Origin of the sequence: Shewanella sp. HL-SH4 (genome assembly GCF_051164845.1) — a bacterium.
In the GTDB taxonomy this organism is placed as follows: Bacteria; Pseudomonadota; Gammaproteobacteria; order Enterobacterales; family Shewanellaceae; genus Shewanella; species Shewanella glacialimarina.
On record NZ_CP195036.1, the window covers coordinates 39,386 to 58,306 of the forward strand.

14 protein-coding genes and 2 pseudogenes are annotated in these 18,921 nt (G+C 39.7%); 3 read left to right on the plus strand and 13 right to left on the minus strand.

All coding sequences use genetic code 11. The features are described 5' to 3' along the window. Nucleotides 1-100 precede the first annotated feature (100 nt). From tnpA to ACRWQL_RS00230, 9 genes and pseudogenes are all read right to left on the minus strand, one after another. Complete coding sequence (gene tnpA / locus ACRWQL_RS00190; protein ID WP_182680760.1) at nucleotides 101-277, minus strand: IS66 family insertion sequence element accessory protein TnpA; 177 nt, start codon at nucleotides 275-277, stop codon at nucleotides 101-103. A 102-nt stretch (nucleotides 278-379) separates the two neighbouring features. Beyond that, nucleotides 380-1,300, minus strand: coding sequence for a cation diffusion facilitator family transporter (locus ACRWQL_RS00195; protein WP_223419168.1), 921 nt, complete (start codon nucleotides 1,298-1,300; stop codon nucleotides 380-382). 89 nt (nucleotides 1,301-1,389) lie between these two features. Beyond that, on the minus strand, nucleotides 1,390-4,584 hold the full coding sequence (locus tag ACRWQL_RS00200; RefSeq protein ID WP_182699030.1) for an efflux RND transporter permease subunit: 3,195 nt from the start codon (nucleotides 4,582-4,584) through the stop codon (nucleotides 1,390-1,392). A gap of 26 nt (nucleotides 4,585-4,610) precedes the next feature. Continuing rightward, nucleotides 4,611-5,780 carry an efflux RND transporter periplasmic adaptor subunit gene (locus ACRWQL_RS00205; protein ID WP_160056810.1) on the minus strand — a complete coding sequence of 390 codons (1,170 nt, stop codon included), beginning with the start codon at nucleotides 5,778-5,780 and terminating at the stop codon, nucleotides 4,611-4,613. A gap of 56 nt (nucleotides 5,781-5,836) precedes the next feature. After that, nucleotides 5,837-7,081, minus strand: a complete 1,245-nt coding sequence (locus ACRWQL_RS00210; protein WP_160056811.1) for a TolC family protein — start codon at nucleotides 7,079-7,081, stop codon at nucleotides 5,837-5,839. Nucleotides 7,082-7,185: 104 nt separating this feature from the next. Further along, nucleotides 7,186-7,533 carry a DUF2946 domain-containing protein gene (locus ACRWQL_RS00215; RefSeq protein ID WP_188741094.1) on the minus strand — a complete coding sequence of 116 codons (348 nt, stop codon included), beginning with the start codon at nucleotides 7,531-7,533 and terminating at the stop codon, nucleotides 7,186-7,188. A gap of 1,289 nt (nucleotides 7,534-8,822) precedes the next feature. Continuing rightward, nucleotides 8,823-9,185, minus strand: coding sequence for a DUF6488 family protein (locus tag ACRWQL_RS00220; protein ID WP_160056812.1), 363 nt, complete (start codon nucleotides 9,183-9,185; stop codon nucleotides 8,823-8,825). Nucleotides 9,186-9,195: 10 nt separating this feature from the next. Then, a pseudogene (locus ACRWQL_RS00225) lies at nucleotides 9,196-9,525 on the minus strand (hypothetical protein); the annotation flags it as partial. A gap of 353 nt (nucleotides 9,526-9,878) precedes the next feature. Beyond that, nucleotides 9,879-10,829, minus strand: a complete 951-nt coding sequence (locus tag ACRWQL_RS00230; protein ID WP_182745094.1) for a GlxA family transcriptional regulator — start codon at nucleotides 10,827-10,829, stop codon at nucleotides 9,879-9,881. Nucleotides 10,830-10,966: 137 nt separating this feature from the next. On the opposite strand from ACRWQL_RS00230, the gene ACRWQL_RS00235 reads away from it, so the two are divergent. Next, nucleotides 10,967-11,860 (plus strand): MBL fold metallo-hydrolase, encoded by an 894-nt coding sequence (locus tag ACRWQL_RS00235; protein WP_226410166.1) that lies wholly within the window; start codon nucleotides 10,967-10,969, stop codon nucleotides 11,858-11,860. 517 nt (nucleotides 11,861-12,377) lie between these two features. On the opposite strand, the gene ACRWQL_RS00240 is transcribed toward ACRWQL_RS00235, so the two are convergent. The 3 genes from ACRWQL_RS00240 to ACRWQL_RS00250 all read right to left on the minus strand — a co-directional run bounded on the left by ACRWQL_RS00240 (nucleotide 12,378) and on the right by ACRWQL_RS00250 (nucleotide 15,076). Continuing rightward, nucleotides 12,378-13,229 (minus strand): mechanosensitive ion channel family protein, encoded by an 852-nt coding sequence (locus ACRWQL_RS00240; RefSeq protein ID WP_124017003.1) that lies wholly within the window; start codon nucleotides 13,227-13,229, stop codon nucleotides 12,378-12,380. A 65-nt stretch (nucleotides 13,230-13,294) separates the two neighbouring features. Beyond that, on the minus strand, nucleotides 13,295-14,266 hold the full coding sequence (locus ACRWQL_RS00245) for a calcium/sodium antiporter (protein ID WP_124017004.1): 972 nt from the start codon (nucleotides 14,264-14,266) through the stop codon (nucleotides 13,295-13,297). A 9-nt stretch (nucleotides 14,267-14,275) separates the two neighbouring features. After that, complete coding sequence (locus tag ACRWQL_RS00250; RefSeq protein WP_124017005.1) at nucleotides 14,276-15,076, minus strand: undecaprenyl-diphosphate phosphatase; 801 nt, start codon at nucleotides 15,074-15,076, stop codon at nucleotides 14,276-14,278. 503 nt (nucleotides 15,077-15,579) lie between these two features. Between ACRWQL_RS00250 and ACRWQL_RS00255 the strand changes: the two genes are divergently transcribed. Together ACRWQL_RS00255 and ACRWQL_RS00260 are read left to right on the plus strand one after the other, a co-directional pair. Next, entirely contained in the window at nucleotides 15,580-16,176 is a 597-nt protein-coding gene (locus ACRWQL_RS00255; RefSeq protein WP_124017006.1) for a tyrosine-type recombinase/integrase, read from the plus strand. A 448-nt stretch (nucleotides 16,177-16,624) separates the two neighbouring features. Next, nucleotides 16,625-16,974 (plus strand): annotated as a pseudogene (locus tag ACRWQL_RS00260) (IS110 family transposase); the annotation flags it as partial. On the opposite strand, the gene ACRWQL_RS00265 reads toward ACRWQL_RS00260, so the two are convergent. Then, nucleotides 16,931-18,757 carry a reverse transcriptase domain-containing protein gene (locus ACRWQL_RS00265; protein WP_124017873.1) on the minus strand — a complete coding sequence of 609 codons (1,827 nt, stop codon included), beginning with the start codon at nucleotides 18,755-18,757 and terminating at the stop codon, nucleotides 16,931-16,933. The pseudogene ACRWQL_RS00260 and the gene ACRWQL_RS00265 overlap by 44 nt on opposite strands. Nucleotides 18,758-18,921: the final 164 nt, after the last annotated feature.

The window sequence follows — 18,921 nt, forward strand, 5'->3', positions numbered from 1 at the left end:
AAATCACTTTTGCCCCAAAACTCGTTTGAAGCGAAAAGTGATTTAATATGAGCGGGGATATTTGCGTCCGGCGAACTACGCCTTGCCTAGATCAACGCGCTCAGCGGCACCACTTTTTGCTTAGTGGGTGACGAATGCGGGTTAAGTTTTTAGCCCACGCATAAAATGTAGATAGGGTTAAGTCACTGGTTTTACAACATTCAGCTTTGGTTAATTCACTTTCAGTTTGCTGCTGAAAAATACGCTGCCAGTATTGTATTTTATCGTTTTTTGACATGATTGTTCGCCTAGATTTAGTTTGGAAATAATCATGCTAAATTTGAAAATTATTGGTATGTGGGATTAATTGATCGCTTACTTTTCATCTTTGAAAGTATTTCTAATCGCTTTTTGAATCTCTACATATTTCGTCTACGAACTCAAATTCCAGTGTTGTATGTTCAAGATAAAAAGGGCTAAGTCGTGTTGATATTTCATGCTTTATTGCCATATATTCTTGTTGATCAAAATAATGATTCACTACTAAATGAGCTGTAAGAACATGCCTTTCGCCGTCAAGGGACCACAAATGGAAATGATGAATATCTTCAATAAACTTCAATGTTGATAATTCAATTTTTATTTTTTCTTGAATGGCTTTCTCAGGTGTTGCTTGTAAAAACAGACGTATTGCAGTACGGAGGTTTTTTAAGACATTAAAAAGAACAAATAATGTAAATCCTATTGAAAGTATGGGATCAAGTATTGGGAGTTCGATATATATTAGGACGATAGCAACAATTAATACGGCTACCCAACCTAAGACATCTTCCAATAAATGCCAATTAAGTACACGTTCGTTTAATGTTTTCCCTTCACTTAATTTGAAAGCAGCATAACCGTTAACAATCACCCCCAATATCGCTAACCACAACATGCCTTGAGCATCAGGCATTTCTGGCGATATCAATCGAGGAAATGATATGGTTAATACCCAAATCGATCCCGCGATTAAGACAACACCGTTAATTAGCGCACCAAGTAAAGAAAAACGGTGGTAGCCGTAACTAAACGTTTCATCGCGACTTTTCTTGCTGAGTTTGTTTAATCCCCATGCGAGACCAATGGATAAACTATCTCCTAAATCGTGAACCGCATCTGCCATTATCGCGGTACTGTTGGTTAACCAGCCGCCAATAAATTCGATAATAGTAAAACAAACATTTAATATAAATGCCCAGCCAATACGACTTGAAGACATATCTTTAGGAATATGACTGTGTCCATGGCTAGCTGGGTGTTGATGTGAATTGTCGGACATTACTTTCTCCTATAAATTGATATCCCGCAGCGAATACCTACGGGATATCTAGTTAAAGCAAACAGTTATATTTATTTAACCAAGCAGCACTACCTTCTCATTTCTTCAATCCGACCTTTAGAAAACCAAGCATAAAGTACGGGAAGAACAAATAAAGTAAGGAACGTCGCAGTGACCAGTCCACCCACAATGACTGTAGCTAATGGCCGTTGTATTTCAGAGCCAACACCAGTTGACATGATAATAGGTATCAAACCAAGGGCAGAAGTAATCGCTGTCATCAATACGGGACGAAGTCTTGATATAGCACCTTCGTAAACAGCTTGAGCAATACTTTCCGTACCTGTTTCAATGCGTAGATTAATCGCTTCAACCATAACCACACCATTGAGAACCGCAACACCAAATAAGGTAATAAAACCAATTGAACTTGGTACAGATAGGTATTGACCAGAAATATACAAGGCAACTATGCCACCAATCATAGCTAAAGGTAAATTAACGAGGATGAGCATGGCTTGACCCACACTGGCAAAAGCAAAATATAATAACAACGCAATAATGCCAATAGAAAGTGGCACAACAATAGCTAGTCGTTGCTGTGCTCTTTGTTGATTTTCAAATTGCCCACCGATATCAACAGAATAACCCGTAGGCAAATCAACCTTAGTTGCAATTGCTGCTCGAATATCTTTTACGACACTACCCATGTCTCGCCCTTGTACATTGGCTTGAATAACGACGCGTCGCTGAACATCATCTCGGCGAACCTGAGGAGGGCCTGATTCAATGGCAATATCTGCAACATCACCTAGTCGTACCCATGCACCTGTTGGGGCTTGTAGTCGTAAATCAGCAATAGTTTGTTGTTGATTTCTAAACGCTTTGTCTATCCGCAGATAAATATCATAACGTTCATTACCATTAATGACTTGCCCTACTTCGTGACCACCGATACCATTTCGCACTAACCTCATGACATCACCAATCGATAAACCATATCGAGATAATTGACGACGGTTTGGTCTAACGACTAACTGAGATTCTCCTGCTATTGGCTCCATCGCTACATCTCTTGCACCATCAACACCTTGAATAGCATTAACAATAGCTTGACCTTGCTGAGCCAGGACATCGAGATCAGCACCAAATAGTTTTATGGCTAACTGCGCTTTAACACCAGAAAGTAATTCATCTACTCTTGTTGCGATAGGTTGAGAAAAATTCAGTAGTAAACCGGGGAATTTCTCAAGTTTTACTTCCATTAAACCTTGTAGTTCATGGCGTGTTTTAGCGCTGGTCCACTCTACAACTGGTTTGAGACCAATATAGATTTCAATGTTACTCACTGGCTCAGGATCACCACCAATTTCTGCTCGGCCAATACGACTGGTAGCATAAGTAACTTCAGGAAATTCAAGTAATATTTTTTCCAGTTTAGGGGCAACTGAAAGCGCTGTCGCTAAACTGGTTGATGGAGCCATTGTTACACGTAAATTAATGGTGCCTTCTTCAAGCTCTGGTACAAATTCAGTACCTAAATTTGGCACTAAAAATAATGTACCAACAAGTAAGGCTCCAGCCCCTATAAGAACCACTTTCTTTGCATTCATTGCCTTTGTTAAACTACGACGGTAAAATTTTTCTAGCACACTAACGAAAGGGCTGGTTCGTGCTTTAAAACCTCGTTGAAACAAGTAACTAGCTAACGCGGGTACAACAATGAGAGACACGGCTAACGACGCAACCATAGCAATCATAATACTAATAGCCATCGGCTGAAATAGTTTGCCTTCAACCCCTTCTAAGCTAAATAATGGCGCAAAAACCACCATAATAATTGTTACTGCAAAAAATACTGGCTTAGCTACTTCTCTAGCGGCAATTTGTATACGTAAACTAACATCGACATCTTTTTCGACATCAAAAGGGTTCTCACTGTCATGCATTCCTTTATGACTATGTTCGTGACGACGGTCTGGCTGACTGAGATGTTTGAAAATATTTTCCATCATCACCACCGCACCATCGACCATCATACCAATAGCAACCGCTAAACCACCCAGAGACATTAAATTCGCAGACAAGCCATTGTAAGCCATGATCATTAATGCCATCCCAACAGAAAGTGGAATAGAAATAAGTACCAATAAAACAGCTCGAACATTCAGTAAGAAAAGTACTAACACGATAACAATAAAGATAAAAGCCATTATCAATGCTTCAGCGACCGTACTAACTGCTTTTTCAATCAAATCTGCTTGATCATAAATAGGTTCAAACGTGACACCTTTTGGCAGGGCTTGTTGAATAAGTGGTATTCTGTCTTTTATGCCATCAATGGCAACTTTGGTATTTGCGCCCATACGCTTTAAAACAATGCCGGATACAACTTCACCTAGAAATTTACTACCGTTAGTACCAACACGTTTACTCATGGTGACTGCGCCTTGTCTAATTTCGCTTCCAAACTCAACAGTTGCCACATCAGCAAGATAAACAACAGTACCTTCAATTGTTTTAACAGGGATTTGTTTTAGTTCTTCAATACCTTTTTCATCACTACTTAACCAACCAACACCTCGAATAATAAGTTGCTCTTGGCCTCTATCCATATACCAGCCTCCCGCATTGTCATTATTATCTTCTAATGCATTAGCGATATCTTGTTGAGTTAATTGGTAAGCAAGCAAACGAGAAGGATTAATATTTACTTGGTATTGTTTAACATTTCCGCCGAATGCTAAAACATCTGTAACGCCATCTACTGGCATTAAGAGTAATTTAACCACCCAATCGTTAAGGCTTCGAAGTGACATGCTGTCATACCCCGAGTCTTCATCAGCGAGCAATAAATATTGATATACTTGCCCCAAACCAGAAGTGTTTGGGCCAATTTCAGGTGTACCAACCCCTTCAGGGATCAATTCTTTTGCTGATTGCAATCGTTCAAAAACCAATTGACGAGCAAAATAAATATCGGTGCCTTCTTTGAAAACAACCGTAATACCAGACAAGCCTGTTTTAGAAATAGAGCGTACTTCTTCAACATCAGGTAATGCATACATTACGGCTTCTATTGGAAAGGTTATGAGTTGTTCTACTTCTTCCGAAGCCAAACCAGGCGCCTCAGTATTAATTGCCACTTGTACGTTGGTAACATCTGGAAATGCATCCAAATTCAAACGAGGAATAATAAAAAAGGCCGAAACCGTGAACGCAATCAAGGCAAGAATCACCAATAATCGGTTAGCGACAGACCAGTCAATCAAACGATTTAACATGTGTTAGTTCTCCAATTATCAGTTAATTAATGGTTATGAGCATCAAAACTGCCTTTGGCAATTTCCGCGGCAACATAAAAAGCGCCAGTTGTAACGACTTTAGTACCTGATGGCAAACCAAAAATTTCACGTGATTTTCCCAGTTGTCGTCCCAATTCAACTTCGACACCTTTAAATTCGCCATTTTCTTCAACAAACACCATCCAATCACCATCACTACCACGCATTAATGCTTCTTCAGGCACAGTCAGAACTTTTTTGTCCGTTTCAAAGGCAAAATAGACATCCGCAAATAAGCCTGGATGAAGCTTATGACCGACATTTTGAACCTGTAAGCGTATAATACGTGTGCGAGTTACTGGGTCTATGGTATGAGCTTTTTGAGTGATCGTAGCTATGTATGTATTGTTACCTACATTTACTTGCGCCTTTGAATTTTCAGGTAAGTCCAATTCCATTGATGGAGCTAAACGTGCTTCAACCCATAACGTATCTTCATCAGCCAACTCAAATAAAGTACCGCCCGATTCTATGCGTTGGCCTTGACGAAAATTATCAGATAATACCGCGCCAGAAGTCTCAGCGTTTAGAGTGTATTGCCCCAGTTTTTTAGTGTTGGTAGTCAAAGAGATAATAGCGTCAGTAGATAAGCCAAACGCATATAATCGTCCTAAGTCAGCCTCAAAATCGGTCTGAGCTTCTATAAAGCGTTTCTCACCTACCGCTTTTCGACCAAGTTTTTGAACCCTTTTCCATTCTGAATCAGCGAGCCTATAGCTGGCTTGAGCTTCAGCCATTGACTCACTAAATAGGGTGACTAACGGTTGATTGATTTCAACATGATCACCTAAAGCAACATGGCGTTTTAGTATCACTGAATCTACTCTTGGCGAGACTAAATAACTGGTATAATCATTAGCCTTTATCTCCCCTTGAGCATAAATACTGTAAGCCATCGTCTGAGGCTCTAGTACGGTTATGTTAATTTCAGCTAAAGTTAATTGCCCCTTTGAAAGTTTAACTCCCGCACCTTCTTCCTCCTCATTTTTAGCTTCATGTCCATGTCCATCATCTTTTTCTTCAACATGCTTTTCGTTTTTTTCAGATGATTGAACATTTGCAAATGTCGCAGTAGTTATGGTTGTTATTCCACAAAAAAGTACGGCCAGCGTTATTAATTTAATTTGCTTATTCATATGTTTTTTCCAAAATTGGTTCATTGACTATTAATTATTCAAATTACATTTAATGATCAAGGCTGAGATAATTGTTGGAGCACAGTCTTAATTTGCCCCACTTGTAATAGCCAATCTATTTGGCTTAATTGAAATTGACTTTGTAAGTCTATGCCCGCTTTAAGACCTTCAGCACGCTGTTGTAAAGCGAGTAAATACTCGGTAGTGCTCACATCACCGCTTTGCCATTGCTTTTGCAGCAAGTCGCCACTACGTTTACCTCTTCCATCCATCAATTGTTGCCAACGTTGATAGTTTTTTTGATAAGTGAGCAAGGTGTCGATACTTGATTGAATAGAAAACCGTTGTTTGCGCATAATGGAGAGAAAATTTGCTTCGGCAGCTAATGCTTGTTGATTCGCAGCTCTTGCTTGTGCTGAAAAATTGTTGCGAATGTTCAGAGGCATTGAAAGCGTTACTCCAAGCACATTGTCTCCTGCATTTTTACCTGCATTTATACCGATAGTAGGGTCCGCTTTAGCCTCCAACATTGACAGTTGAGCATTACTTTTAGCTATTTGCCACTGCGCTTTTGCCTCTAGAACTAAAGGATGTTGTTGAAGCCATTGAGGTGATAATTGATAATTGCTGATAGTCAAACCTTGCGCAGGTAAAACCTCTTTATCCGGCGTCCAATCCTGCAGTAGCTCCTTGACTTGAGCTTCAGCTTGTTTTAATTGAACTTGTGCTTTTGCGGTAACATTCAACATTTGAGATAAACTTAAAAAAGTAAGTTCAGCATCTACTTGTCCAAGATCACCTGCTTTTTGACGATCCTTAACTAAATCAAGTATGGTTTCCAACTGCTTTTCTTGTTCTTGAGCTATAAAAGCTTGCTTTTTAGCTGCTTGCCAAGTAATTAACGCTTGTAAAGCTTGCGCTGTCTTTTCTTGAACAAGAAAGTCAAAGTGTTTGCTTGCTTGAGTTAAGCTAAAGTTAGCTTGTTGCTCTTTTGTTTCTCGTTTATCCCACCAATCAATCGTTTGATTAATGCCAATGGAATAATTATTAGCGTCACCTTCTCGCTCATAACCAGTCTCTAGTTCAGGATTATAAAGCGGTTGCTTGTTCCCTTCCGCATTTGAAAAAACAGCATTCATTTCTTCTTTGGCAGCAATAATATTTGGATGTTTGTTTATTTGCATTGACAGCCAAGACGTCGATGTTGGTTGTGCATTTGCTCTTTGTATATTGATTAACATAGCTAAAAACATACCGACGCATAGCATGGCGCAAATACTTTTTTTAAAAAATATTTTCATAAATTAAACTCATATTTATTTTGGTAGTGTTAACTGACGACAGTAAAATCGTAAGTAGACAAGAATATAAAGATGCTCAGCTAAAATGAGCTATTCAAATAGAGTTAACTTATAGGAGGGATTATTGGGTTATCAGAGTATGCATTAGCATATTGATATGAATATAGGTATTGATGAGTTACTAGTATATTGTGATCAATACTAGGTTTAGTTTGAGTCAAACATTGAGAATGAAACCCATGACAATGTCCACAGTGATGACAGTCCTCAACACTATGTTCACCTTCTATTGGTAATTCGTTATCAACTATTTGGCTATCATATTCGTGAGAATGTTCGGTTTGGATATGTTGTACATCTAATGTATGCGTTTCTTGTGAATTTGCAATAGCTACAAACGATTGTATTACAATCGCAATCGCTAATATTAAATTTAGAAACTTATTTTTCAAAGAAATAACCATCAGATGCACAAAGTTAAAGTAGAACATTTCTTATTGATTTCGTCAATTAAACTAAACTGTATTTTTAAAGACTGTTGTCGCTTAAGTCGTTAAACAGCTTCTTTGTATTGATCTGGATTTCTGCCAGTTTCGCTCGAAATCACAGTAGGTTTCACTAATTTATTCATGCTCGTTTCTTTTTCTAATAACTCTTGGTCGAATGATCGGATCAAGGAACGAGCATTTAGTTCCTTTGGGGAGCTAATTTCTTATCCGAAGCTCAGGTAATTTACTAAAGTTTGTCAAAGCTACTCCCTTGTACGGTTTCTCATTTCAGTTGATTATTTCCATAATCAACCAAGCAGGAATACCCCGATAGCAAGTCGGTTTGGGTACCACTAAAAAAAACATCTGCTCATCACAGACTTAAAATGTACTTCACCCCTTCGCAACGTTTAACTGCTTTTGACCGTTAACGTTCCATAAAACGCATTGTTGATGGTCAGCTTGTTTTTGTCCTCCACACCATTACAGGCTTTCACAGGCCAAGCTTAACTCACTACTACTACTACTACTACGGGGTCATCTGCCACCACACACTAAAATTGATCTTGGCTTTCGCCTTGACTCAATGTCTCCGGTCTATATCCGGATTCAGTGCCAGGCTTCCCCAGTTACTGCACTGACTCCCTGTTAACAATGCCACCCTCAAACACAGCTTAGGTCTGGCTGAGTATAGGACTTTGCGTTATTTTGCACGCTTACCCACCTCAACTGCCGAAGCAGGTTCACTTGCGTTGTGTACTGTTAACTTCCTATGGCTTCCTTCAGACCCTGTCGTTGACCAACAACGCCTTTGCGATTATCTTCCCCTCAGTAGGGTTGATCTGGGCATCTTTCAGCCTAGCGGGTTTGCCAGCTTCGCTGGGCAAAAAAAGCGACCACTCAATGAGTCGGTCGCTTTTTATTAGTTTCTAACTTTTCAGTTAGTAGCGATCTTTATGACTAGTTTCGAACATTATTTAACTTCCATAATAAATGAACACTGGGACACCATTACCCAAGCGATTCACATGATTATGCGACCATTTCAAGTTAACTAACTCAAGCTCTCATAATGTGTAGTAGTAAACAATTAGGATGATGGTGTTATCAATTGCCATTATGACCAACAGGCTTCTAAGTAGATAGTGCCGCCTTTAGACGCCTTGTTCTTATCCTGACTTAGTAAGAACAATGGTTGCGACTACTTCAATTAGAAGTAGTCGTTTGGCGATCACTATTACATTACTTACCGCTTATTTAAAGCCATTACTCTCTGATATAGCAACAACCTCGCCATCGTCTTCAATTTTAAAAAATATTGTCTTTTTTGTTTGTGAATTAGTCGCACTCACTACATAGCTTCCCCCATGGGTGCTTACAATGTTCACATCGGCAGTGCTTATGCTTTCCCACGATGAAGGCAATTTGCCCACTTCATATCCTAAGTCTTTAAATGTCAATTTCTGTATTGTTGTTATTGTAATACCCTTGACCTTTTCATCGTTCATATGACTATGTCTTGAATGATCCATACTTTTCATTCTATCTACATGTGCAAATGAATCACTACTGACAAGAGCGCTACAGATCACTAAAATTAAAATTAAATATCTCATTTACTTGTCCTTATGATTTTAAACCAATCACTTTATATTGACCTTTAACCAGTAATTTAATGGTTACAGGGGTGGTAGACTTATTTTTCCAATACCAGCCATGAGATCCTGCAAAGGGGGCGGTAAAACTCCCTTTCATCTCATCAGACGTGGCAATAACATAACTCTCGTAATATCCAGTTGTATCTCCTTCTGGTTCGCCGTGTAGATCGAAGAACAATGCGTCTCCATCAGTTAGCCATTCATAGGTCATTTTCTCGTATTGCTGCATTTCAAACTTATATTCGACGCCTCTGCCTGCAGGCACTACAACTTCGATGCTTTGAAACTCAGTTGTACCTTCTACTTTTGCGCTTTCGTTGTAAATCACTTGGTTTGTAGGCATTTAGATGGGCGGCTAGCTCATTTATGCCCCAAAACGTGTCACAGCTCGAAGGCTAGCTCTTGCTTAATCTGATAGTTTGAGATATATAAAGTAATGAATACCCAAAAGTATTACCTGACTATGAGGGGTTTCAAAAATCGTTACGGTGAATCAGACTTGCCTAGTCTGGTTCACGGGCTGAACACCATCATTTCACGTTAGCTTTTGGCTAAAGGGCTCTCTATAGTGTACTTGTAAAAATCGAACACTCAGTAAAATCGGCGTTTATAGTTTATTTTAGAGTTGCTTCCAACATAGCTCTAACATCGTTAGTTTCCCGCAAACGTTTTACGCCAAGCACTTGGGCTAACTTGAAAACGTTGATTAAAATGTTGCCTAAATGACGTTGCAGTCTGAAAACCAACCATTTCAGACACTTTTTCTACAGGAAGTCGTGTACTTTCAAGAAGCTCAAGGCTACGTTGCAGACGAGCATTCACAAGCCATTTTCCAAATGACATACCGGTAGCGTTGTTGAAATGCCGAGTAAAGGTACGGCGACTCATAAATAATTGGTCTGCTAAATCAGCGATGGAATATTGTTTGTCGAGGTTTTCACGTAAATAATCCAGTAACCGATTGACCTCTGCATCTTGAGTTGATTTTGGGATGGGTTGTGCAATAAATTGTGCCTGGCCGCCTTCTCTGTGTGGCGGTACAACTAAGATGCGCGCAACTTTATTCGCTGTTTTTGTCCCATAAAAAGACCTCACAATATACAAGCAACAGTCTAAAGCGGCTGCAGTACCTGCGGAAGTGACTACACGGTCGCTTTCAACATAAAGTGCGTTCGTATTTAGCTTTATATTTGGAAAACGAACAGTAAAATCGTCCTCTGCCATCCAATGAGTTGCCGCTTCTTTTTCATCTAATAGCCCTGAGTAGGCTAATGCGTAAGCACCATAGCAAAGCCCCACGACCGTAGATCCTCTTTCATGAGCTCTAACCAATACTTCAGAAATATTGGAAGCAGGCGGACTTTCTAGGTCATGCCACCCTGGAATGACGACTATATCTGCCAACTCAACGAGTTCTAATCCACCATCAGGCTGAACTGTCATACAATTGTCAGAGTGTTGTGGCTTACCATCAATTGACACGATCTTTAAGTCAAAAATGGGTTTGCCATCTGGCTGCATCGAAAAAACGGCTTGAGGCACAGCGACATGAAACACGCTGAAATGAGGGTAGAGAATCAAAGCGACAGTTGGTACTTGCATGTGCAAAGCGCTCCCAAGTGAATCGTCATATCATTATTTGGCCCAATTGTTTCGATATTTGTCTCTTGGGTCAATATTCCCTCTCGTAAATACCGAAGATAATGTCTCATATTAATCAACCGCCAAAGAGATACATTATGAAAAACAAAGCTATCACCATCCTATTTACCTTAGGGCTTGCAACCATCATAAATAGCACCAATGCATTAGCTGAATCGGCTCCAACGCTGCATTCAGAACCACAGCAGGTTCAGTTTCAGCATATTCGAAATGCAACATCTAAACTCGCTTATGGTGACACAACATTTTTAATCGATCCTATGCTGGCAAAGAAAGATACCTATCCTGGTTTTGCCGGTACTTATCGTAGTGAAATACGTATACCAATGATCGATTTACCCATGTCAGCTAAAGCTGTAATTGACAATGTAGACGCTGTTATTGTCACTCACACACATCTTGATCATTGGGATGATACAGCACAAAGTGTAATTCCTAAAACGATGCCTTTATTTGTTCAAAATGAAGAGGATGCAAATACTATTCGCGCTCAAGGCTTTAAAGATGTGCGTGTGTTAGGCATTAAAACTCAGTTCAATGGTATTCGTTTAACCAAAACAGGTGGGCAGCATGGCACGGATGAAATGTATGCAATCCCAGAGTTAGCTAAATTGTTAGGAGAAGCTATGGGGGTGGTGTTACAAGCAGATAATTACAGTACTGTATATTTTGTTGGTGATACCATTTGGCGTAATGAAGTGGAAAATGTTCTAAATGAATTTAAGCCTGAAGTAGTTGTTCTTAACACGGGTGATGCTCGTTTAGACGGCCTTGAAGGTTCTATTATCATGGGTGAACAGGACACACTTCGAACGATTAAGCATGCACCTCAAGCTAAAATTGTTGCTGTACACATGGATACGGTCAATCACGCAGCATTGACTCGTAAAGAGCTCAGGGAGTTCGTGCAAGAAGAAGGCATTGAAAAACAAGTATTAATTCCTGAAGATGGTGAATCGTTGAAGTTATAAGTATAGCTTCTTGATTAATTAGTCGTGGGTAAGGAACAAAGGGGGTATAAGTGAGTACTCGAAGTAGTGAGTGAATCACTCTACACCAGTCTGATTCACGCCATCCGCTAAAACCCGCCCTATCGCCCCGTTTGCAGCTGTTCTGGGGCGATTTTTTCCCTTAAGATGAATCAGATCTCTAGAGAATTGATTCATGACCCCGTTATGCCAATTCCGACTTGTGATATCGAGTGTTGGTTAGTTTGCAACCAAACGAAACATTATTATTAGAATAGCTAATCCGAATCTGACTAATAAGAGTGAATTATCTAACAAGGTTTTATCCAAAAGTTTGTTAGATAGAACACAAGCCATTTTGTTTTTCGTAAAAAAATATCATTCTCCCATAAATATCTATTTTTTATATGTTTCGATTTGTCAGACTATGGGTTTATTTTATATGCGGTCATGTCAGTGATTAGGTTCGGCGACAGAACTGCAACTAAACCCATTGTTAGGGTAAATAAAAGGAAAGTAATTAATCTTTTCGTGCATTTTTCTGTATTGCTTGGGCGTTTTGTTCACCGACAATATGCAATGTTCGCTGAGGGAATGGGATGGTTAGCCCTGCGACTTCTATTGCTTCTTTCACTCGCTTATTTAAATCCCAGTACGCTGACCAGTAATCTTCATTTTTTGCCCATACTCTTAGCTGAATGTTCACTGCACTATCGATCATTGATGCAACCATCACTTGAGGCGCAGGTTCAGCTAACAATCTTGATTCACTCTCAGCAATTTTCTTTAATACAGCAAACCCTTCATTAATAGAGTCTGAATATGAAATACCCACAATAATATCCATACGTCGTTTACCATTACGAGTGAAGTTTTTAATATTATTACCCCATAGCATGCTATTAGGTGAGGCAATATATAATCCATCAGTGGTTTCAAGAATGGTTGTAAATAAATTTATTTCTCTAACGGTACCTTGCGTTCCACCAAACTCAATAAAATCGTCGGCGCGAAATGGGCGTACTATTAGTAACATAATACCTGCGGCGATATTGCTTAACGTGTCTTTCAGAGCCAGTCCAATCGCTAAGCCCGCAGCACCAACCAGCGCGATTAAGCTCGCTGTATTGACGCCAAAAATATCCAGAATAAATACACCACCAATGACATAAACCGCGTAACTGGCTATTGTTGAAAATAACGGGATTAATGTTTTATCAAGCCTGGTTCTCGTATTCGCGATTGCTTTACGAACCGTTTTGGCTATTAATGAGCTAGCGATCAGTATGGCAACTGCCAATAACAAATTATACCCGAGTGTTATAATTGTTTGTGAGTGATCAGACCAAAACTGCATGAGTGATTCTTTCATATCATTTATTCCTGTTTTTTGTTAAATAAAGCTAAATGTTAAGGCGTACTTAAAAAGGAGTAAAGCTAAGCAATTACTGATGACACCAACCAGACATTGTAGGCACAAAACGCGATTAATAAACCAACACCTTCATATCGGTTAATACGGCCCGCTCGACGAAAACCATAAGCAATAATCAATAAGGCTACCGTCATGCTCATCATCACTAACCAGTCGCGTGATAGTACTTGTTCAGGTAAGCTGGACATTGGCGAAATAACACCCGCAATACCAACAACAGCAAGTAAGTTAAACATGTTCGAACCAACAACGTTGCCTATCGCAATATCGTGCTCGCCTTTTCTAACGGCTATAACCGAAGCGGCAAGCTCTGGGAGTGAAGTACCCAATGCGACGATGGTGAGTCCAATAATCAAGTCACTTACACCAAATGCATGTGCAATGTTTACAGCTCCCCATACCAAAACACGCGAACTTACGATTAACAGCACAAGACCCAGCACTAACCAAAAAATGGCTTTTTTGAGCGGCATAGCATGATCAACTAATTCCTGATCCATCTCCGTTTCTAATTTGTCACCTTTACTTTTAATGGCAGAAAAAATACTCCAACCAATCAAAGTAAAGAACCCAACCAATAGCAGCACCGCTTCAACACGCGTCAATGCGCCATCCAAGAGAAAATAGCCCAACAGTAAGCCTATTAACAACAACAAGGGGATTTCTTTTCGGACAATTTTAGACTGCACCATAATCGGTGTAATAACGGCTGTTACGCCAAGAATTAAGCCAGTATTAACAATATTCGAGCCTAAGGCATTCCCCAGCGCTAAATCAGGATTACCATCTATTGCCGCCATGGCGGAAACCACCATTTCAGGTGCAGACGTACCAAAACCAACGATCACCATACCAATAAGCAGCGAGGGCATTCCAGCATGCTTAGCGGTTACCGCAGCGCCTTCAACAAAGCGATCAGCGCTCCACACTAATAAAATAAAACCACCTAATATAGCCAATATAGCAAGTGTCATAACGTTACCTTAAGTTAAAAAAATGAAATAAATTAATGCAGCCAAGACGATTCTATAAATCACATAAGGCCACATACCAAATCGATCCAGCCACTTTAAGAAAAAGTGGATAGCAGTCAAAGCCATGACGAAAGAAGTTAATCCGCCTACCAAAAAAGCAAGCAAATCGATATGTATGTCACTTGATGCCACTTCCAATATTTTTGCGCTCGCGGCCAATGCTGTAATGGGAATGGCAAGTAAAAATGAAAAGCGCGAAGCGGCTTCTCTGCTTAAACCTAGCAGCAAGCTTGCGGTGATGGTTGCACCTGAACGAGAGGTGCCAGGAATAAGAGCAAATGCTTGTGCGATACCGATGAGTAAAGCGTCTTTTAAGCGCAATGAAGATAAGTCGCATTGCTGGTTAGGCCGCCAATCAGCCCAGCCTAATAACAAACCAAACCCCAATGTGGTGAAAAAGACGACTTCAACGGATCGTAACTGCTCGTCAATGAGATCCATTAACAACAAACCAACCAAAGCCGCCGGCACTGTCGCAATGATTAACAACAGCAGGATTTTCCCTTGACCAACGAATTGACGATGTTGAAATGAACACAAACCATCGTAAATTAGGTTTGTTACATCATTTTTAAAGTAGAGTAAAACAGCAAGCAAGGTGCCTATATGGACAGCTAGGTCGAATGCCACCCCTTGGTCCTTCCAGCCAGCAACCAGAGGAGCGAGAATAAGGTGAGCAGAACTTGAAATCGGTAGGAATTCTGTAATACCTTGTATAATCCCTAGTATTACAGCATTAATTAAATCCATGTACACTCACTGAATACAAGAATGTACAAAAATAAAAATCAGACAAAATATTTATATCCTTGGGGTGGTTTGGACACAGGCAAACGTGGCTCTCCACCCCGAGAGCCGCATTTGCCTTAAGTCTTGTCAATCCAAATAGGACATAACCGCCACGAACTGCTGTTCGGGATATGTTGACTGCTATCTCAGACGGTACTGAGAGACTACTCCCCTAAGGTTATAATCATTATTTTAATTTTTTATATTCAACAGGTCAATAGAGTACTTTTGTATCCCTATTGAAGTGAAAATACTTTAACTGTGGATATACACTTAATGATAACTATGTCGTGAATTAGCTAATTTTCTCTGCAACATAGAGGTTATCCGTCAATCAAAACTTGCGTTAATGGGTAAGTTTGGCTAACTCATTTATCACTAAATTAGTGGGCGGCCTGACTCATTTCTGTCCTAATTCCACTAACTATAATCGTGATGACCAAGCAACCAAAAAGGAGGTCATCATGGTCATATTAAACCGTGGGCAACGAAGTGGTGTCAAAAAGCCTTTTCGTCTTGAAGAAATTTGGCGAATTCGTACCAGACTTGAGATTGAGAGCAACTTGATGCAGTTAGCACTGCTCAATTTGGCAATTGATAGCAAACTTAGGGCGAGCGACTTATTACCTTTGAAAGTATGCGATATTTCTTCTCAAGACCGGATATTTAATCGAGTTAAGCATATCCAACATAAGACTGACATTGAAGTTCAGTTTGAAATCACGTCAAGAACCCAACAAAGTCTGATTAAATGGATTTTGCTTGCATCGTTAAGCGCAAGCGATTTTGTTTTCCCCAGTCCTAGATTAAAGCAACAGTCGATTAGCTACTCATACTATAGATACATTGTTAGGAAATGGGCATCCGATCTGGGATTAGATCCGAACCTATATGGAACCCACTCTATGAGGCGAACCAAGGTGACTCTTGTCTATGCCAAAACAAAGAATATTCGAGCAGTTCAACTTTTACTAGGTCATACAAAGGTAGATAATACGATAAGATATCTTGGTGTTGAATTAGAAGATGCTCTCTTACTTTCAGAAAGTACAGATTGCTAATATTAAATGGCCCTACAACCTAGGGCTACTTTATCATCTAAAGGAAACGGGTTTATTACTGGCAAATTGTTGCCCCAAAACGTGTCACTGTTCGAAGGCTTGCTCTTGTTTAGTCTGATAGTTTGAGATACATAAAGTAATGAATACCAAAAAGTATGACCTGCCCATGAGGGATTTCAAAAATCGTTACAGTGAAACAGACTTGCCTAGTCTGATTCACGCGCCGAACACTGTCATTTTACGCAGGCTTTGGACTAACGCGCTTTTGCCCCAAAACGTGTTTCGCAGCTCAAGAGGCAAGTTGCCGAATATAGCTTTGGCTATAAAAATCTAATGTGAAAGGTTTTTGGATAGTTCATAAGTTATGCCTGCTGAGATGGTTACCTCGGTCTCGCCATCGCAATGTGCCATGATTTAGGTGCACAAAATCTGACTCGAGGTGACCGATATGAACTATAAACTTATCAGCATTGATTTGGCAAAAACTGTCTTCCAAGTGGCGGCCTTCAATCATGACAATACCATTGCTTTTAATCGTAAAATCAACCGTTCGGCATTGCTCAATACCCTTAGGCAATGCGAACCAACGTCAGTGGTGATGGAAGCTTGTTACAGTGCTAATTACTGGGTGCGCACTATCGAAAAGCTCGGTCATACCGTCAAGATTATCCCCGCCAGAATGGTGAAAGCCATGCTGGTTGTAATAGAAATGACGCCAATGATGCGGTTGCCATCGGAGAAACCGCTGGCCGTCCTAAAGTGAGTCTACTTCGTCCAAAAACGGTCGAGCAACAAGATTCCTTAATTTTTCATGGTATTCAAGGAGGGTTTGGATCGGAATAAATGAGCTATCATTTTGTGAGGTTGCCCCTATGGCATTACCATTTGAAACAACTCCTATAACTTTCCCATCGGTATTCATCACCACACCACCACTATTCCCATGACGAATATTCTCATCAATTTTAATTCTTGGCTGGAGCATCCTTTTTGTTTTACCGATAATTTTCGCTGTAATATATGTAGGCTCTTCTCCGCTTTGATAATTAGGGTAGCCGATAGTATGGACAATTGTTCCATTACTATAGTCAGGATTATTTTCGATTTTTAATGGGGTGAAAGTTGCTAAGTGTATTGAAGGTTCAAAGATTGCGAGATCAATGTCCTCATCCATACCAATCAGTTCGACAAATGAAAATTTGGCTGTTTCATTGTTCCATCTGTGCATCTCAAGACCATCTTTAATATTTTTACTGGTAATACCTCGAACAACATGTTCATTGGTTATGATGCCAATATCTTCTACAATAAATCCACTGCCCTGAGCCATATTTGAATCTGTATAGGTATGGATAACCAAAGTCGATTCCGCTGCTAATTCTAACCAGCTCATATTATAGTCTTCATTTGGCGCACCAATTGCCACAGTGTATAGGTACATCATCTTACGCCATACATCGCATGTATTGCCTCTTACCATTCGGATAAAATTTAGCCGCCCTCTAACTTTCTGAATAAACATCTTTCCGGGATACTTAGCCATCTTCATATGATGTCTAGCAGGTATATAACCTTTTAGATATTTCTCAAAATGTTCTTTTTCGGCAGCTGCAGGGCCGTACTTAATGAGTGCGTTAATCATGGCAGAGGTTGATCGGATAAATCTTCTATTTACATTTATTTTCTCATTAACGGTGATATTCGTAACTGACTGACGCTGGGTTCGGTGTTGCATACGGGTTTTATCGTCATTGATAGAAAAGCCATTTTCTTCTATGACCTTTTCTAAGCTACTGCCTAACTGTAGCTTTTCGTTCTTATAGAAAGCTATCATTTTTGGCAATGAGCGCTCTCTATTTGTGAATGAGAAAGTTATATCGTCAGCATATCTGGAATATGAACAGCTAGATTTTATCGCCAAAGCTCGAAGTTGATTATCCAGTTTGAATGTAACCATATTAGATACAATAGGTGAAGAAGGAGCACCTTGAGGCAAACAACCATTGTGACAACATATTTGAGCTAGTACGGTTGCAACTGAGTGGCTTAGATTAAGAGGATTGCTTTCGAATAATCTTTTCACTCGACCAAAAGTTATGTTGCCGAAGTAATCAACTAAATCGATGTTGAGGACAAATTCCTTTCTTAAATGCGCTTGCGCATTAGTCACAATATCACGATCTTTAACAAATCCATGATTACATTTCTTGGGCTTATAGTAGGGTTCTAAGGCAGCCTTGACTTTGTATTGTAAAAATTTTAATTTTTTTACTGGAGCAACAATTTTTCGTTTCTTACCATTCTTTTTATCTATTTCAAAGTTTCGATATTTAATATCCTTCGAATATAAGTAGCTAAGCATCTCATCTCGATTGATACCGAAAAACTTCGCAAGATCATTTGTATCAATACACTCATGAAGAGCTTCTGGGTTGCCAAACATATAAGGAAGGTCCACTTCAAGAAATAGAGAATGTTGCTGGAGAGGGTTTTGTCTTTTACCCGGTAAGCCAACTTTATCAAACCGTAGAGAGACTAATCGGCAAAAATGCCATTGTTCATTGCCTATGTCCGATGGCATAGGAAGTTGAAATCTACCTCTCCAGCAAAAAAAATATATAGTAATTTACTATTAATATCAACAGCTTTAGATTTTGTGGATTTGATGCACTGGTGAAAATAGTATGAAGATGCCCCCTAGAAGACCTTGTTAGCCACCAATATGCGTTAGGATAACGACGTGTA

What these genes read in the sequence shown, in the direction of transcription:
- tnpA (WP_182680760.1), bottom strand. Translation starts at nt 277, where the DNA reads ATGTCAAAAAACGATAAAATACAATACTGGCAGCGTATTTTTCAGCAG.
- ACRWQL_RS00195 (WP_223419168.1), bottom strand. Translation starts at nt 1,300, where the DNA reads ATGTCCGACAATTCACATCAACACCCAGCTAGCCATGGACACAGTCAT.
- ACRWQL_RS00200 (WP_182699030.1), bottom strand. Translation starts at nt 4,584, where the DNA reads ATGTTAAATCGTTTGATTGACTGGTCTGTCGCTAACCGATTATTGGTG.
- ACRWQL_RS00205 (WP_160056810.1), bottom strand. Translation starts at nt 5,780, where the DNA reads ATGAATAAGCAAATTAAATTAATAACGCTGGCCGTACTTTTTTGTGGA.
- ACRWQL_RS00210 (WP_160056811.1), bottom strand. Translation starts at nt 7,081, where the DNA reads ATGAAAATATTTTTTAAAAAAAGTATTTGCGCCATGCTATGCGTCGGT.
- ACRWQL_RS00220 (WP_160056812.1), bottom strand. Translation starts at nt 9,185, where the DNA reads ATGAGATATTTAATTTTAATTTTAGTGATCTGTAGCGCTCTTGTCAGT.
- ACRWQL_RS00230 (WP_182745094.1), bottom strand. Translation starts at nt 10,829, where the DNA reads ATGCAAGTACCAACTGTCGCTTTGATTCTCTACCCTCATTTCAGCGTG.
- ACRWQL_RS00235 (WP_226410166.1), top strand. Translation starts at nt 10,967, where the DNA reads ATGAAAAACAAAGCTATCACCATCCTATTTACCTTAGGGCTTGCAACC.
- ACRWQL_RS00240 (WP_124017003.1), bottom strand. Translation starts at nt 13,229, where the DNA reads ATGAAAGAATCACTCATGCAGTTTTGGTCTGATCACTCACAAACAATT.
- ACRWQL_RS00245 (WP_124017004.1), bottom strand. Translation starts at nt 14,266, where the DNA reads ATGACACTTGCTATATTGGCTATATTAGGTGGTTTTATTTTATTAGTG.
- ACRWQL_RS00250 (WP_124017005.1), bottom strand. Translation starts at nt 15,076, where the DNA reads ATGGATTTAATTAATGCTGTAATACTAGGGATTATACAAGGTATTACA.
- ACRWQL_RS00255 (WP_124017006.1), top strand. Translation starts at nt 15,580, where the DNA reads ATGGTCATATTAAACCGTGGGCAACGAAGTGGTGTCAAAAAGCCTTTT.
- ACRWQL_RS00265 (WP_124017873.1), bottom strand. Translation starts at nt 18,757, where the DNA reads ATGCCATCGGACATAGGCAATGAACAATGGCATTTTTGCCGATTAGTC.